This window comes from Bradyrhizobium genosp. A (assembly GCF_049949275.1).
Classification (GTDB): domain Bacteria; phylum Pseudomonadota; class Alphaproteobacteria; order Rhizobiales; family Xanthobacteraceae; genus Bradyrhizobium.
Genome location: NZ_CP188196.1, coordinates 5809525 through 5824325 on the forward strand (window position 1 = coordinate 5809525; position 14801 = coordinate 5824325).

A 14801-nucleotide genomic window follows, 5' to 3' on the forward strand; every position below is an offset into this window, starting at 1 on the left:
CGACCGTATCGATACACGCTTAGCCGCGCACCAGCGAGACCAGCCAGCTCCGACCGAACAGCACGAGGATCGCGAGCGCATACACGCTCGTGCCCCCGACAGCCAACAGCACCAGCGTTGCTTCGTCCCGGAAGTGCATCGCGCCCAGTGCAGTACCGCTGAAGCGCGCGATCAGCCAGAACGCGGCGGCGAGGATCAGCCCGGTCAGCAGGAATCTGGCGAGCGACATCAGCCAGGCGCGGTCGAGCACGAGAAAGCCGCGTCGCACGGCGAAGAACAGCACCAGCAGCAGATTGGTCCAGACCCCGACGGCGGTCGCAAGCGCGAGGCCGATCTGTGCGAGCGATCCCATCAAGGCAAGCTTCAGGGCGACGTTGACCGCGATCCCTGACAGCGAGGCGCGGACCGGCGTCGCGGTGTCCTTGCGTGCATAGAAAGTCGCGACAGCGCTCCGGATCAGCACGAAGGGGATCAGGCCGATGGCGTAGGCCGCAAGTGTGCCGCCCGCGGCGACCGCGTCGGCCTTGGAGAACGCGCCGCGCGCGAACAGCGCGCGCATGATCTCTCCGGGCACAGTGAGGAAGGCGGCCACGAACGGCACCGAGAACAGCAGCGTGAAATCGAAGGCGCGGCGTTGCGCCTTCATCGCGCCGTCGTGGTCGTGGGCCGTGATTCGCCGCGACATCTCCGGCAGCAGCACCGTCCCGATCGCGATGCCGATGACGCCGATCGGCAATTGATTGAGACGGTCGGCGTAATAGAGCGCTGACAGCGCACCCGCCGGCAGGAAGGTCGCGATGATGGTGTCGGCGAACAGCGCGACCTGCGTGCCCATCGAGCCCAGCGTCGCAGGACCAAGCGCCCTAAAGAAGCTGCGGACGTCTTCGTCGAGCTTGAGCGGCGCAAAGCGCGGCAGGCCGCCATGGCGCGCGAGGTCGCCCGCGAGCAAAAAATACTGCAGAAAGCCCGAGATCAGGACGCCCCAGGCGGCTGCGTGGCCTGCGGTCGGAAACCAGGCAGCGAGCGCCAGCGTCATCATCATCGCGACATTGAGGAAGATCGACGCGGCGGCCGCGCTGGCAAAACGCTGCATCACGTTGAGCATGCCGCCATAGAGCGTCACCAGCGTGATCAGCAGGAGATAGGGAAAGGTGATCCGGGTCAGCTCGATCGCGAGCTTGCGCTGCTCGGCATCCTCGCTGAAACCGGGCGCCAAAATGCTCATGGCCTGCGGCATGAACAGCCAGGCGACGATCAGCAGCACCACCTGCGAGGCCAGCAGCAGCGTGAAGATGCGGTCGGCAAACAGCCGTGCCGCCCCCTCCCCGCGCTCGCCATGGACATGGGCGTAGGCCGGCACCCAGGCGGCGTTGAAGGCGCCCTCGGCGAAGATCGCGCGGAAATGGTTGGGCAGCCGCAGCGCCACGAAAAAGGCGTCGGCCACGGGGCCGGCGCCGAGGATCGCCGCGAGCATGATATCGCGGGCAAATCCCGTCAGCCGCGAAAGCAGCGTGTAACCACCGACCGTGAAGATGCGTCCGAGCATGCGTCTGTTTTAGAGCGTTATCGGTCTATCGATAAGCCTTTGAACTACGATGGGATCAAAAAAGAGGCTTGCTCGGTGTCCACCTCTCCCCGACGGGGAGAGGTCGGATTGCGAAGCAATCCGGGTGAGGGGCCGCAGCATTCGGTGAGACCGCAACGCCTCACCCGGATCGCATCTTACGATGCGATCCGACCTCTCCCTACGGGAGAGGTGAAGCGACAACGCAGCAGAACGGCGAGATCAGGCCGAAAGCGCGCCGCGCACGGCGGCGATGATTCGCTCCTGATCGGCTTCGGTCAAATAGGCGTGCATCGGCAGGCTGATGACGTCCTGCGAGAGGCTCTCGCAGGACGTCAGGCCGCCCTCGGCGACCGGATACTGCTTGTAGGCGGTCTGCTGATGCATCGACTTGCCGTAATAGATCGCGGTCGGCACGCCCTGGGCTTTTAGCGCGGCAGCGAAGCCGTCGCGGTCGGTGCCCTTCGGAAGGCGAATGGTGTACTGCGCCCAGACCGAGGTGTTGCCCGGCGCCAGACGCGGCACGGTCACGACGTTGGACAGGCCCCGCGCGTAGCGCTCGGCGACCTTGTTGCGGGCGGCGATCTCGTCGTCAAAAATCTTCAGCTTCTCGATCAGGATCGCGGCCTGCATGGTGTCGAGCCGGCCGGTCAGGCCGAGGCGGACGTTGTCGTATTTGTCGACGCCCTGCCCGTGCACGCGGATGCTGCGCAGCGTGGCCGCGAGCTCGTCGTCGTCGGTGAAGATCGCGCCGCCGTCGCCGAAGCAGCCGAGCGGCTTTGCCGGGAAGAAGCTGGTCGTGGTGGCGAGCCCGAAGGTGCCGAGCTTGCGGCCCTGGTAGCTTGCGCCAAAACCTTGCGCGGCGTCATCGATCACGAACAGGCCTTCGTCCCTGGCGATCTCGGCGATGGCATCGTGGTCGGCCGGCTGTCCGAACAGATCGACCGGAATGATCGCAACAGGCTTCAGGCCGGCCTTCCGCGCGGTCGCGATACCGCGCTTGAGCGACTCCGGGCTCATGTTGAAGGTCGCTTCGTCCACATCGACGTAAACCGGCGTCGCGCCCATCCGCGCCGCTGGCGACGCGGTCGCGATGAAGGTGAACGACGGGCAAAGTACGGCATCGCCGGGACCGACGTTCTTCGCCATCAACACCATGAGCAGCGCATCGGTGCCGCTGGCGCAGCCGATCACGTGCCTGGCGCCGCAATAGGCTGCAAGCTGCTTCTCGAGCTCGGCGACCTCGGGTCCATTGACGAACTGGCAATGGTCGAGCACGCGCTTGACCGCAGCATCGAGCGAGGCGCCGAGCCGTTGGCGCTGCGAGGCGACGTCGATGAAGGGAATGGGTTCGGAACGCAGATGCTGGTTCATGACCTGATTCTCGGCGCCTTCTTGCGTGGTCGACATGGAAAGGGTTTTAGCCGGCGACGCGACGCGGGCCCTTGCGGGCGGGCGACGTGGCTGCGGGCCGCGACGGCGTCTCGAGGCACTGCGTCGCGATCTCGAGGCTGGCGACGCCCTCGTCGCCCGTGACCGCCGGCGTCTCGCCGCTACGCACGGCCTTGAGGAAGGCGATCAGCTCGGCACGCAGCGGCTCGTCATGGCCGACCGGCAGATGCCGCATCGAGTAGCTGCCATCAGGCTTGAAGCCGAAGCATTCGGTGACCTGGCGCGTCAGCAGATCGCCCATCACATATTTGCCGCGGGTTGCGACCGTGACGCTGCGCGCCTTGAACGGCGTCAGCCAGTTGGTGTTGATGTGCGCGAGCACGCCGTTGGCGGTGCGGAACTGGAGCAGCGCGATGTCCTCGCGCTCGGCGACCGCGCTCGACAGCTGCGGCTGCACCTCGACGATGTCGGATTCGGTGAACCAGCGGATCAGGTCGATGTCGTGCACGGCCAGATCGATGACGACGCCGACATTGGACATGCGCGGCGGAAACGGACCGACGCGGGTGATCGCGATCGAGAGAATGTCCTCGCCCGCAATCGCCTGCTTGACGGCGGCGACCGCCGGATTAAAGCGCTCGACATGGCCAACCATCAGCGTGACGCCGGCCATTTGCGCGGCGGCGACGATCTCGCGGCCTTCGGCCACCGTCGATGCGATCGGCTTCTCGACCAGCACATGGATGTTCCTGGCGATGCAGGCGAGCGCGACCTCGTGATGCAGATGGGTCGGCGCCGCGATGGTGACGGCATCGACGCCTTCGGCGAGGAGCTGGTCGAGCGTCTCGAAGCTCGCGCAATTGGCGAGCTCGGTCGCGCGCGTCCGATGCGCCGGCGAAGGATCGACCACCCCGACCAGGCTGACGCCGGGCAGACCGCTCAGCACGCGCGCATGGTTGCTGCCCATCACGCCCGCGCCGATGACGCCGACGCGCAAGCCGGCCTGTGCCGATTGTGACCCTTTGGAACTCATCTGATCGAACCCCGATTCAACGCAAATCCCCGGGCCGCTTCTAGCACGGGTGCCACATTTGTGGCGAATGCCGGCCAAATTGCCCGGACACGATTTGATTCAAAAAGTTACACGTTCTCCGGGCCTTAAGCCGCCTGAGGCGGATTTTTCAGGCCCGGATCCCGTGATTCGGAGTTTGCTGGTTACGACCTTTGATAGTCGTCTTCAATCCGGATGATGTCGTCTTCCCCGAGATAGGAGCCGGTCTGGACCTCGATCAGTTCCAGCATGATCTTGCCGGGATTCTCCATCCGGTGGACGGCGCCCATCGGGATGTAGATCGACTCGTTCTCGTGCACCATCTTCACGGTCTCGTTGACGGTGACGCGGGCGGCCCCACGAACCACGATCCAGTGCTCGGCGCGGTGATGATGCTTCTGCAGCGACAGCCGCCCGCCCGGCTTGACCACGATGCGCTTGACCTGGTGGCGCTCGCCATTGTCGACCGACTGGTAGCTGCCCCAGGGCCGATGCACCTTGAGATGCTCCTCGGTAACCTTCGGCGCGACCGCCTTCAGCTTGGTCACGAGACGTTTGAGGCCATTGGCGTCCTTCTGCCGCGAGACCAGCACCGCATCCGCGGTTGCCACGACGACGAGGTCATCGACACCTTCGAGCGCGACCAGTGCATGATCGCTCGTGACGTTGCAGTTGCGCGAATCCTCGAACACGGCGGTGCCGTGCGCCGCGTTGCCTTGCGTGTCCTTGTCGGACAGCTCCCACACCGCGCGCCAGGAGCCGACGTCGGACCAGCCGCAGGACACCGGCACCACGGCTGCGCGCGAGGTCTTCTCCATCACCGCATAGTCGATCGAGATCGCCTTCGCCGCGCCGAAGGCCCGCGGCTCCAGCGTCACGAAGCCGAGATCGCGCCCCGCATTGGCCACAGCGTTGGAGACCGCCTCCACGCTTGCCGCATCGACCTTGCGATATTCGTCGAGCAGCAGGGCCGCGGGGAACATGAAGTTGCCGCTGTTCCAGAGATAGCCCGAATTGACGTAGTCGGCGGCCTTCACCGCATCCGGCTTCTCGACGAAGCGTGCGACCGCGTGCACCTCACCGGAGATCACCTCACCCGGGCTGATATAGCCGTATTCGGTCGCCGGCCGCTCCGGCTTGACGCCGAAGGTGACGATGCGCCCCGTGCTCGCGGCAACGAGGCCTTCGCGGCAGGCGGCGACGAAGGCGGCATTGTCCTGCACCACATGGTCGGCCGCGAGCGCGAGCACGATCGCTTCACTGGTGCGATTTTGCGCGAACACCGCGCCGGCGGCGATCGCGGGACCGGAGTCGCGCCGCATCGGCTCGAGGATCACGTCGGCCTCGATGCCGATCTCGGCAAGCTGCTCCAGCACCATGAAGCGATAGGACGCATTGGTGATGACGATGGGGCGATCGAACAGCGCGGCGTCCGAGACGCGCGAGAGCGTGTCCTGGAAGGTCGAGCGCGCGCCGAACAGCGGCAGGAACTGCTTCGGGCGCACCTCGCGCGAAGCCGGCCACAGCCGCGTGCCGGCGCCGCCGCACATGATCAGGGGGATAATGCGTTTGTCCATCGTCATTTCAAACCTTGAAGTGGTCGCGATACCAGGTGACAAAATTGCGGACCCCGTGCTCGATCGGCATTGACGGTGCAAAGCCGGTGTCGCGCATCAAATCCTCGACATCCGCGAACGTTTCCACCACGTCTCCCGGCTGCGCATTTGCGGCAGCCGGATTGGCCGCAGACCCAAGATCGATCAGCTTGGATACTACACGGGTCACGTCGTCAATACAGGTGAAGTCGCGGCGCATTTTGCCATGGTTAAAGAGCCGGCTCGGCTGGCCCGCCATGATGGCGCTTACAAACAGAAACTTGGCCATATCAGGCCGGCCCCACGGAAAGCGGCAATTTAGTGTTGGCGCCATAAACGGACGATGACGAGGCGTAGACGAGATGACGACAACCGCACGTCCGGCAGCCTTCGCGCAGGTTGAGAAAGCCCCGCAGATGCGATCCCAAGCGCCCCCCACAGCCAGCCGGCGGCGCCTCGTTAGCCGGTATCGAGGGGGCGCAACAGGCCGCCGCGCTCCATGACAGCTCTTCCATGACAGCTGCCCCATCAGAGCTATTGCAAGATCGGCGCCGAAACCATACCAAAGCGGCCGAATTCGGCGCCTCGCGTCGGGTTGCCACGAATCTTCGCAAACCCTGTTCAAGCGGGCGAGATGCGCCAAATCCTGCTGTCGACGGCCAAAATCCTGATCTCCGCGGCGCTGCTCTATCTGGCGCTGCGCAAGGTCGACCTGACCGAGCTGTTCTCGCGCTTCAACGCGACCAGCCTGTTCTGGATCGGCATGGCGATCGCGGTGACGTTCCTGCAAATCTTCGTCGGCGTGCTGCGCTGGCGCGAGGTCAGCGCCGCATGCGGTGCGCCGCTCGAGCTCGGCCGCGCGATGCGCTACAACGTGATCGGCTCCTTTTTCAACCAGACCCTGCCGTCGGCGATCGGCGGCGATGCGGTGCGGCTATGGCTGGTGGCGCGCGCCGGCGCCGGATGGCGTGCGGCGACCTATTCGATCTTCGTCGATCGCGCGATCGGCCTCGTTGCGCTGGCGATCCTCATCGTCGCGAGCCTGCCCTGGAGCTACACGCTCATCACCGATCCGCACGGCCGCTCGGCGCTGCTGCTCGTCGACTTCGCCGCGCTTGCCGGCGGCATCGGCTTCCTGATCTTCGGCGCGCTGAAATGGTCGTGGCTGAAGACCTGGTGGGCCACCCACCACATCCATGCCTGCGCCGTGATCGCCAATCGTGTGATCTTCGACCGCACGCGCGGACCTGTCATCGCGATCCTGTCGCTGCTGGTTCACGTGCTTGCCGTCGTCATCGCCTGGTGCGTGGTGCAGTCGATCGCAGCGCCGGTCAGCTTCGCGCAGGTCTTCCTGCTGGTGCCGCCGGTGATGCTGATCACACTGATGCCGATCTCAATCGCCGGCTGGGGCGTGCGCGAAGCGAGCATGGGGCTCGCCTTCGGCTTCGCCGGATTGGCGGCCAATGAGGGCGTCAACGTCTCGCTGCTGTTCGGCGCGGTCTTCTTCATCGTCGGCGCATTCGGCGGCCTGGTCTGGATCCTCAGCGCGGAGAAAGCCGCGCAGGGCTCGGCGCCGATCGGGGCGCGTGAATGAGCGTTCACGGGGCCGTCACGAAAGCACCGCGACCGCAGCGGTCACCTATAAACCTTCAGGGTTGTTTCCTATAATCTCTGGCGCGTAGCATCACGGATCCGGAATGAAGATCAGCGTCATCACAGCCAGCTACAACTCCCAGGCGACGATCGGCGCCACCATCGAATCCTTCCTCGCCCAGACCCATCCCGACAAGGAGATGCTGGTCGTCGACGGTGCCTCAAAGGATGCGACGCTGAAGATTGTGGAGTCGTTCGGCTCCAGCGAGATCCGCGCGATCTCCGAGCCCGACAAGGGTGTCTACGACGCCATGAACAAGGGGCTGCATTTGTTCAAAGGCGACGCGATTGGTTTCCTCAATTCGGACGACACCTTCCACAACGACAGCGCGCTGGCGGCGATCGCGGCGGCGCTGGAACAGGCCGATGTCGTCTATGGCGACCTCGACATGGTCACCGATCACCAATCCAAGACCCTCGTGCGCGCCTGGCGTGCCGGAGGGTTCGGTCGCTACTCGTTTCAGCTCGGCTGGGTCCCCCCGCATCCGACGTTCTACATGCGGCGCCAGGTCGCCGAGACGGTCGGCGACTACGATCTGAGTTACGTCACGACCGCCGACTACGATTACATGCTGCGTGCGCTGGCGCTGAACGACTACAGGGTCGCCTACCTTCCACGCGTGATCGCCGACTTCCAGATGGGCGGCATCAGCACCAGCGGCTGGCGCGTGACCTTGCGCGGCAATCTGGAGTGCCTGCGGTCGCGCCGGCAGCATCTGAACGCACCGGCCATCGACGCCGCGTTCTTCCTGCGCTTTGCCCGGCGGATCCTTCAGCTCCGCGCGCCGGCGTCCCTCAGGATGCCACGCTCGCGTTGACGCCGAACTCCGGAACGGCATCCTTCAGGATGGTCCTGATGGTGGCGCGATCGTCATGCGCGATGGCGAGCTCGAGCGCGGAAATCCATTTGCGCAGCGTCTGCATCGGCGGTTCGTTCGGCTTCGCCGCCATGACGCCTGCGACCCCGATATCGACCGTCGGCTCCTCGGAGGCGAACAGGATCTCGTTCAGCCGCTCGCCCGGCCTCATGCCGCTGAACACGATGTCGATGTCGTGGCCGGGCTGCAAGCCCGAGAGCCGGATCATCCGTTCCGCCAGATCGACGATCTTCACCGGCTGGCCCATGTTCAGCACGTACACCGAAACGTCGAAACGCCTGGCGCCGAGCGCGTGGGTGGCGGCCGTGATGACGAGATCGCAGGCTTCGCGGATGGTCATGAAATAGCGGACCATGTCGGGATGCGTCACGGTGACCGGACCGCCGGCCTCGATCTGCGCCTTGAACTTCGGCACGACCGACCCGTTCGAAGCCAACACGTTGCCGAACCGGACCGAGATGAACCGCATCGCCGGCTTGCCGCCGCCGGCCTGCGCCACCAGGTCGTGGTCGAGCGCCTGGCAATACATCTCCGCGAAGCGCTTGGTCAGACCGAGCATCGAGACCGGCTCGATCGCCTTGTCGGTCGAGATCATCACCATGGCCTCGGCACCCGCCGCAAGCGCGGCATCGGCCACGTTGATCGAACCGAAGATGTTGGTCTTGACGCCCTCGCTCCAGTCCCGCTCCAGGATCGGAACGTGCTTGAGCGCGGCGGCATGGAACACGATGTCCGGCTTGAACTCCGCCATCAGACGCATGATGCGCTCGCGGTCGCGGATATCGGCGATCCGGCCTTCGATCTTGGCGTCGGAACCGCGCGCGGCGAGCGTCTCGGTGACCGCGTAAAGGGCCGGTTCCGAATTTTCGACGATCAGGAGACGCGCCGCGCCGAACGCAACCACGCGCTCGCAGATCTCCGAGCCGATCGAGCCGCCACCGCCGGTGACGATGACGCTCTTGCCCTTGATCAGGGCTTCGAGACGCGCGTAGTCGATCGTTTCGCTCGGCCGCAGCAGCAGGTCCTCGACCGCAACCGAGGTGAGCCGCGGCACGTCCCCCTGCTCGAGCGACGGCAGGCGGCTGACGATCACGCCAAGCCGACGCGACCGCATCAGCACGGATTCGGGACGCGATTCCGGCTCGAAGGCGGAGGGCGTCATCACCACGCGGGCAATCGATTTGTTGCGCTTGGCGAAGCTGGCGATCACGTCCTCGATGTCGTCTATCGCGCCGACGACCGGCACGTTGCGGATGAGCTGGCCGAGATCGGCCCGGGACGGCGACAGCACCCCGACCGGGCGGAGGTGCTTGATGGCACCGCTCTCGACGCCGCGCAGCACGACCTCGGCATCGGCGGCGCGCCCGATCAGGAGCGTCGGCGCGGCATTTTCGGTCCTGACGTGACGCATCACGCGGGTGTAGCGGAAATAGCGATAGGTCAGCCGCAGCGCGCTCAGCGCGGAGATCTCCAGGAACCAGTAAAGGACGATGGTGATCTTGCCGAGAAAGAAGGTGCCATGCACGTTCGGCGCGACAAAGACGTAGTCGAGCACGAGAAGAGCGACGGTGAGCACCGTGGCGACGCGGATGATGTTCAGCGCATCGGGCAGCGAGATGAAGCGCCACTTCGTTGTCGTCAGGTTGAAGACGTAGAAGACGACCACGCTGAAGGCGAGGAAATAGGGCAGGATCTGCAGCAGCAGCGGCAAGCGGGCGGTAAAGCCCGCGCCACCCTCGAAGCGCAGATAGAACGCAACGAACAGGGCCGCGGCCGTCGCCACCAGGTCGTGAAGCGCGATCAGGAAGTTACGCAAGGTAAGATGCGAAAGACGCGTCATCTGCGGCCGAATATCTCCAGTTCTGCATACAACCTGCCCGCGCTGATAGCGCATCTCGCCGGGACTTGCCAGCGCTCCGAAGCTCAGCCGCGCGCTTCTCCCGGGCTCCGGCCGTTCCGGCGCGAATTGAGCACCATGCCGCCGGCGACACCGACACCGAGCACGTACATCCACCCTTCATGGAAGTCGAAAAGATGGGAATTGAACAGCGAGGTGAATACGTTTTGGACAACGACCAGCAACCCGATCCAGTCGGCGAGCGCGTCGCCGCGGAACAGGAGGAGATGCACCGCCCACATCGCATACAGGATGATGATGCCGACGACGCCCCATTGCACGGCGACGTTCAGCGTCTGGTTATGGGGATTGCCGATCACCTCGTTCGAGGCCTGGTAGGGACCCCCGGTCGCAGCCTGCTCGAACAGGCCGCGCGTCGAGCCGGTTCCATGACCAACAAGCGGCGCCTCGGCAAAGAATCCCAGCGATTTGCGCCAGAACTCGAGCCGAAGTCCGATCGATGTCGGGATGCCCTCGTCCTTGTAGAGCTCGTACTGGACGGAGAATGTCTCAATCGTGTTGTGCAGCTTCGACGAGGTCTGCCATGCCAGCGCGGCGAGGGCCACGAGAGCCGCGAAGATGATCAGGACGCTGCGCCATTTCAAATGCAGCAGCCCGAAGACCGCCAGCATGATCGGTACGGTCACGAGTGCGGTGCGCGAGATCACCACGAAGGCCATGTTGACGAAGAAGCTGAGCGCGATCGCCGCCAGCAGCGCGGCCAGCCAGACCCTCTTCTGCTGCAGCAGCTTCACGATCGGAAACGCCAGCGCGACCGCGCACAGCGTGAATTCCTGGCTCTGGTCGATGTAGTTCTTCACGAAGATGCCGCGCGAATTGGGTTCATCAGGCGGCTTCAGCGAGAGCGTGGGATGGAGAAACACGAGCCAGGACATCACCGACAGCAGCGCGCAGGACACCAGAAATGCGATAAACACGAGGTGCCCGCGCGACGAGCGTTCGAAATGATAGATCAGGACCGGGAGCACGAGCAGCTTCGTCGTCGGGTTCACGGCGTAGAACCGCGCGCCCCAGGACGCGCCCGACCACAGCGTGCCGACGAGCGCGAGCAGGAACAGCGCGATCGGCAGCGCGCAGATCGGTCGCTTCAGCGACTGCAGGAAGTCCCTGACGTCGAGAAACGGCACCATGCAAACCAGCATCGCCACATTGAAGATCGCCGCCAGCGACGTCGACCACGGCAGCGAGGCCGCGGTCAGGATGGCAAACAGATCGACCGTCTCGGACCATGCCGCCGGACTGCGCAAGCGCCGCAGCGTCGTCCCCCACATCGTCTCCCGCGCGAGCTCCGTCACTTCGTCTCTCCGCGCGCGCGATGAACCAGCGCGGTCGTGCTGAAACCCTTGAGAATGTCGACCAGCACGACCGTTCCGCCGGCGGCTTCGACGACCTCGTGGCCGACCACCTGCTCACGGGTGTAATCGCCGCCCTTGACCAGCACGCTCGGCGTGATGCGCGTGATCAGGTCGATCGGCGTGTCCTGCTCGAAGATGACGACGAGATCGACGGCCTCGAGCGCCGCCAGCACTTCGGCACGCGCCCGCTCGTCCTGGACCGGGCGATCCGCGCCCTTCAGCCGCCGCACCGAGGCGTCGCTGTTCAGGCCTACGATCAGGCGGTCGCAGGCGGCGCGCGCCGCGGTCAGCACTTTGACGTGGCCGGGATGCAGGATGTCGAAGCAGCCATTGGTGAAGCCGACGCGCAGCCCCTGCCCCTTCCATTCCGCGAGCTGGGCCTCGAGCGTATCAGGTGCGCTCACGACCTTCTCCTCGGCCGCAAGAGTGGCATGCGGCAGGATCTTTCGCCGCAGCTCGTCGGCGCTCACGCTGGCGGTGCCCTGCTTGCCGACCGCGACCGCGGCGGCCGCACTCGCCATGCGCAGCGCGGTGTCCCAGTCCGCCCCCGCCGCGATCGAGACCGCGAGCGCGGCGGCCACGGTGTCGCCGGCGCCGGAGACGTCTCGCACCTTCACCGGGAAAGCCGGAACATGGACGGCCTCACCCTTGCGCGGCACCAGCGTCATGCCGTGCTCGCCCTGCGTGACCAGGATCGCCTCGCAATCGGCCAGCCGCATCACGTCCTCGCTGGCATCGACGATGCTCTGCGGCGTGTCGGCGCGGCTGCGGGTGGCCTCCGAGAATTCCTTGCGGTTGGGCGTCAGCAGCGTGGCGCCGCGATAGATCGCCCAGTTCAGGCTCTTGGGATCGACGATCACGGGCTTGCCGAGTTTTCGCGCGGCGTCGATGGTATGGCGGATCACGCGGGCGGTCAGCACGCCCTTGGCGTAGTCGGACAACAGCACGATATCGGCGCGCGCGATCTGCGGCAGGATCGCCTCGATCAGCCTGGTCTCGACCTCATCGGAGGCGGGCTGCGCCTGCTCCCAATCCGCGCGCAGCATATGCGTGGAAAAATGCTCGGAGACGAAGCGGACTTTTCGCGTGGTCGGCCGCGACGGGTCGCACACCAGCGCGCTCTCGATGCCGGCATGGTCCGCCAGCGCCGCCTTGAGCCGCGCCCCCGCATCGTCCTCGCCGACGAGGCCGACGAAGACGCAGCGCGCACCGAGCGAGACGATATTGCGCGCGACGTTGCCGGCACCGCCGATATGGATCTCGCTGCGTTGGGCCGCGAGGACGGGCGTCGGCGCTTCCGGTGAAATTCGCGACACCTCGCCGTAGACGAACTCGTCCAGCATGACGTCGCCGATGCAGAGCACCGTGCGGCCGGAGATGGCTTGCGCGAGGGCATCGAAATCGAGAATGGGCGTCGGCATGGTGATTGGGCCTCAGATCCTTGGGGCCTTAACGGAAACGGTCGGGCCGGTCTAGATAATCCCCGACATAAGCCTTCACCGCGTCCTCGAGCGTCGTGAAGCCGCCGTTATAGCCGGCGCGGTAGAGACGATCGACCTTGCTCTCGGTGAAATATTGATAGCTGCCGCGGATCTGCTCGGGCATGTCGACATAGTCGATGTTGGGCCTGGTGCCGAGCGCGGCATACGCAGCTAACATCAGCTCCCTGAAGCTGCGCGCCTTGCCGGTGCCGACATTGAACAGCCCCGACACCGCAGGCGTTGCCAGCAGCCACAGGATCACGCGCACGACGTCGTCGACATAGATGAAATCGCGGCGCTGGTCGCCGTCGGCGATGCCGTCGCGGTGCGACTTGAACAATTGCACGACGCGGCCTGCCTTGACGTCGTCGAAGCGGCGCGCCAGCACGCTCATCATCGTGCCCTTGTGGTATTCGTTCGGGCCGAACACGTTGAAGAATTTCAGGCCGGCCCATTGCGGCGGCAGCTTCTCGCCGCGCGCGACGCGCCCGGCGACGGCGAGATCGAACAGCTGCTTGCTCCAGCCGTAGAGATTCATCGGCCGCAGCTTCTTTAGCGCCGGCAGCGAGGCATCGTCGTCAAAGCCTTCCGCGCCGTCACCATAGGTCGCTGCCGACGACGCGTAGATCAGCGGCACCGCATTGGCCGTGCACCAGTCGAGCAGGCGCATCGAGAAGCGGAAATTGGTCTCGATCACGAGATCGCCGTCGGTCGCGGTGGTCTCGGAAATCGCCCCGAGATGGATCATGGCATCGAGCTTGCGGCCCTTCAGCCAGTCAGACAGCTCGGCCGGGGGAACGATATCCACAAGCTGCCGCTTGGCGAGATTGCGCCATTTGCCGTCGCTGCCGAGGAGATCGCAGACCACGACATCGCTATGGCCGGCCTCGTTCAGCGCGGCGACGACATTCGACCCGATAAAACCGGCCCCGCCGGTCACCAGCAACATTCCAAAATCCCTGCCCGAGTTTGGGGTCCGGCCTTGCCCTAGCGCATGATCTGCCAAAGTGTAAGCGGTTTTGGGGACCGTCTGTATTCGCCCCCCAATGTCGTAGGCCGAACTAGGGGGTGCCCTAATTCACCAGAGCGTGTATTTTCGGCAGATGCTTATTATTCAGACCGGGCAAGCGCAGCGGTTTCGCAAATATTCAATCACCTTCGCAGTTATTCTGGCCTTGTCCGGGGCTTTCGCCGCGCTTCTAACGCTGCATTGGTACGTGGCCCCACCCAAAAAGTAAGGCCACCTCGGGGTGGCGGCAGCTACGCTACGTAGCGGCCTGAAGACGCCGCCAAAGCCATTGAAGGAAAAGCCGAAAGTGAAAAAGAAAGCCAAGAAGGCCAAATCTGCTCAGTAATGATATTTGCATTGGGCAATATCGATCTGCTGAGATTCACCCCTGCCGCTAACCCGGTAGACTAACCTGTGTTCTCCGGTAATCCGGCGGGACCACCATCCCTGCAAAGCGTGCTTAAGGGGCTCAGGTTTCCCAAGCCCCTTAAATGGATCGCGCTTGATATCTCGGACCAAATTGTTGATCACTTCGAGGATTTTTTCGTCCTCTTTTTGCCACTCAAGATATTCCTGCCAAGCATCCTCGGTCCAAGCGGTTATCATCCAACCGCTTAGCCTAGCTTGGTGGGCTCGATCAGGTCGCGCTTGACTAGCTTGCCGTCATCAGCCTCCTTAATGGAACGCAGAAGACGAGTAGCGTTAGCTGGGCTCTTTAGGAGATGAACTGTCTCCATAAGACCCTCATATTCCTCTTCAGATATCAAAACGACGCTGCGTGCGTTCTGACGCGTAACGACCAGGGGGGATCGCTGATCGCAAACCGCCTCCATATATGCAGCTAGGTTGCCACGAAGTTCTGTGTAAGAAACGTGTGCCATCGTACAACTCCCCTTGTACGCATC

Annotated in this window: 12 protein-coding genes and 1 pseudogene; 2 read left to right on the forward strand and 11 right to left on the reverse strand. The window is 64.4% G+C overall.

Annotated elements, in window-relative coordinates; genetic code table 11:
• Positions 1-19: 19 nt before the first annotated feature.
• From murJ to ACP2YP_RS27240, 5 genes and pseudogenes are all read right to left on the reverse strand, one after another.
• Positions 20-1546: a murein biosynthesis integral membrane protein MurJ gene (gene murJ / locus ACP2YP_RS27220; RefSeq protein WP_426419338.1), complete on the reverse strand. Its 1527-nt coding sequence runs from the start codon at positions 1544-1546 to the stop codon at positions 20-22.
• A 240-nt stretch (positions 1547-1786) separates the two neighbouring features.
• Positions 1787-2974, reverse strand: a complete 1188-nt coding sequence (locus ACP2YP_RS27225; protein ID WP_426419339.1) for a DegT/DnrJ/EryC1/StrS family aminotransferase — start codon at positions 2972-2974, stop codon at positions 1787-1789.
• A 10-nt stretch (positions 2975-2984) separates the two neighbouring features.
• A complete protein-coding gene (locus tag ACP2YP_RS27230) occupies positions 2985-3989 on the reverse strand; it encodes a Gfo/Idh/MocA family oxidoreductase (RefSeq protein ID WP_426419340.1) in 1005 nt (334 codons plus the stop codon).
• Between the two features lie 182 nt (positions 3990-4171).
• Positions 4172-5584 (reverse strand): mannose-1-phosphate guanylyltransferase/mannose-6-phosphate isomerase, encoded by a 1413-nt coding sequence (locus ACP2YP_RS27235; protein ID WP_426419341.1) that lies wholly within the window; start codon positions 5582-5584, stop codon positions 4172-4174.
• Positions 5585-5591: 7 nt separating this feature from the next.
• Positions 5592-6024, reverse strand: a pseudogene (locus tag ACP2YP_RS27240) (NAD-dependent epimerase/dehydratase family protein); the annotation flags it as partial.
• Positions 6025-6236: 212 nt separating this feature from the next.
• Here ACP2YP_RS27240 and ACP2YP_RS27245 point away from each other — a divergent pair.
• Positions 6237-7196 carry a lysylphosphatidylglycerol synthase transmembrane domain-containing protein gene (locus ACP2YP_RS27245; protein WP_426419342.1) on the forward strand — a complete coding sequence of 320 codons (960 nt, stop codon included), beginning with the start codon at positions 6237-6239 and terminating at the stop codon, positions 7194-7196.
• Positions 7197-7299: 103 nt separating this feature from the next.
• Positions 7300-8073 carry a glycosyltransferase family 2 protein gene (locus ACP2YP_RS27250; RefSeq protein WP_426419343.1) on the forward strand — a complete coding sequence of 258 codons (774 nt, stop codon included), beginning with the start codon at positions 7300-7302 and terminating at the stop codon, positions 8071-8073.
• Here the strand turns inward: ACP2YP_RS27250 and ACP2YP_RS27255 are convergent.
• The 6 genes from ACP2YP_RS27255 to ACP2YP_RS27280 all read right to left on the reverse strand — a co-directional run bounded on the left by ACP2YP_RS27255 (position 8051) and on the right by ACP2YP_RS27280 (position 14777).
• Positions 8051-9973, reverse strand: a complete 1923-nt coding sequence (locus tag ACP2YP_RS27255; protein ID WP_426419344.1) for an SDR family NAD(P)-dependent oxidoreductase — start codon at positions 9971-9973, stop codon at positions 8051-8053. The genes ACP2YP_RS27250 and ACP2YP_RS27255 overlap by 23 nt on opposite strands.
• A gap of 83 nt (positions 9974-10056) precedes the next feature.
• Complete coding sequence (locus ACP2YP_RS27260) at positions 10057-11346, reverse strand: O-antigen ligase family protein (protein ID WP_426419345.1); 1290 nt, start codon at positions 11344-11346, stop codon at positions 10057-10059.
• Complete coding sequence (rfaE1, locus tag ACP2YP_RS27265) at positions 11343-12827, reverse strand: D-glycero-beta-D-manno-heptose-7-phosphate kinase (protein ID WP_426419346.1); 1485 nt, start codon at positions 12825-12827, stop codon at positions 11343-11345. Before rfaE1 ends, ACP2YP_RS27260 begins: the two co-directional genes overlap by 4 nt.
• A gap of 28 nt (positions 12828-12855) precedes the next feature.
• Entirely contained in the window at positions 12856-13836 is a 981-nt protein-coding gene (rfaD, locus tag ACP2YP_RS27270; protein ID WP_426419347.1) for an ADP-glyceromanno-heptose 6-epimerase, read from the reverse strand.
• Between the two features lie 399 nt (positions 13837-14235).
• Complete coding sequence (locus ACP2YP_RS27275; RefSeq protein WP_426419348.1) at positions 14236-14502, reverse strand: Txe/YoeB family addiction module toxin; 267 nt, start codon at positions 14500-14502, stop codon at positions 14236-14238.
• A gap of 8 nt (positions 14503-14510) precedes the next feature.
• Positions 14511-14777: a type II toxin-antitoxin system Phd/YefM family antitoxin gene (locus ACP2YP_RS27280; protein ID WP_426419349.1), complete on the reverse strand. Its 267-nt coding sequence runs from the start codon at positions 14775-14777 to the stop codon at positions 14511-14513.
• Between the last annotated feature and the right edge of the window lie 24 nt (positions 14778-14801).

Excerpts from the sequence above, each read along its gene's own strand:
- murJ (WP_426419338.1), bottom strand. The coding sequence starts at position 1,546 with ATGCTCGGACGCATCTTCACGGTCGGTGGTTACACGCTGCTTTCGCGG.
- ACP2YP_RS27225 (WP_426419339.1), bottom strand. The coding sequence starts at position 2,974 with ATGTCGACCACGCAAGAAGGCGCCGAGAATCAGGTCATGAACCAGCAT.
- ACP2YP_RS27230 (WP_426419340.1), bottom strand. The coding sequence starts at position 3,989 with ATGAGTTCCAAAGGGTCACAATCGGCACAGGCCGGCTTGCGCGTCGGC.
- ACP2YP_RS27235 (WP_426419341.1), bottom strand. The coding sequence starts at position 5,584 with ATGGACAAACGCATTATCCCCCTGATCATGTGCGGCGGCGCCGGCACG.
- ACP2YP_RS27245 (WP_426419342.1), top strand. The coding sequence starts at position 6,237 with ATGCGCCAAATCCTGCTGTCGACGGCCAAAATCCTGATCTCCGCGGCG.
- ACP2YP_RS27250 (WP_426419343.1), top strand. The coding sequence starts at position 7,300 with ATGAAGATCAGCGTCATCACAGCCAGCTACAACTCCCAGGCGACGATC.
- ACP2YP_RS27255 (WP_426419344.1), bottom strand. The coding sequence starts at position 9,973 with ATGACGCGTCTTTCGCATCTTACCTTGCGTAACTTCCTGATCGCGCTT.
- rfaE1 (WP_426419346.1), bottom strand. The coding sequence starts at position 12,827 with ATGCCGACGCCCATTCTCGATTTCGATGCCCTCGCGCAAGCCATCTCC.
- rfaD (WP_426419347.1), bottom strand. The coding sequence starts at position 13,836 with ATGTTGCTGGTGACCGGCGGGGCCGGTTTTATCGGGTCGAATGTCGTC.
- ACP2YP_RS27275 (WP_426419348.1), bottom strand. The coding sequence starts at position 14,502 with ATGATAACCGCTTGGACCGAGGATGCTTGGCAGGAATATCTTGAGTGG.
- ACP2YP_RS27280 (WP_426419349.1), bottom strand. The coding sequence starts at position 14,777 with ATGGCACACGTTTCTTACACAGAACTTCGTGGCAACCTAGCTGCATAT.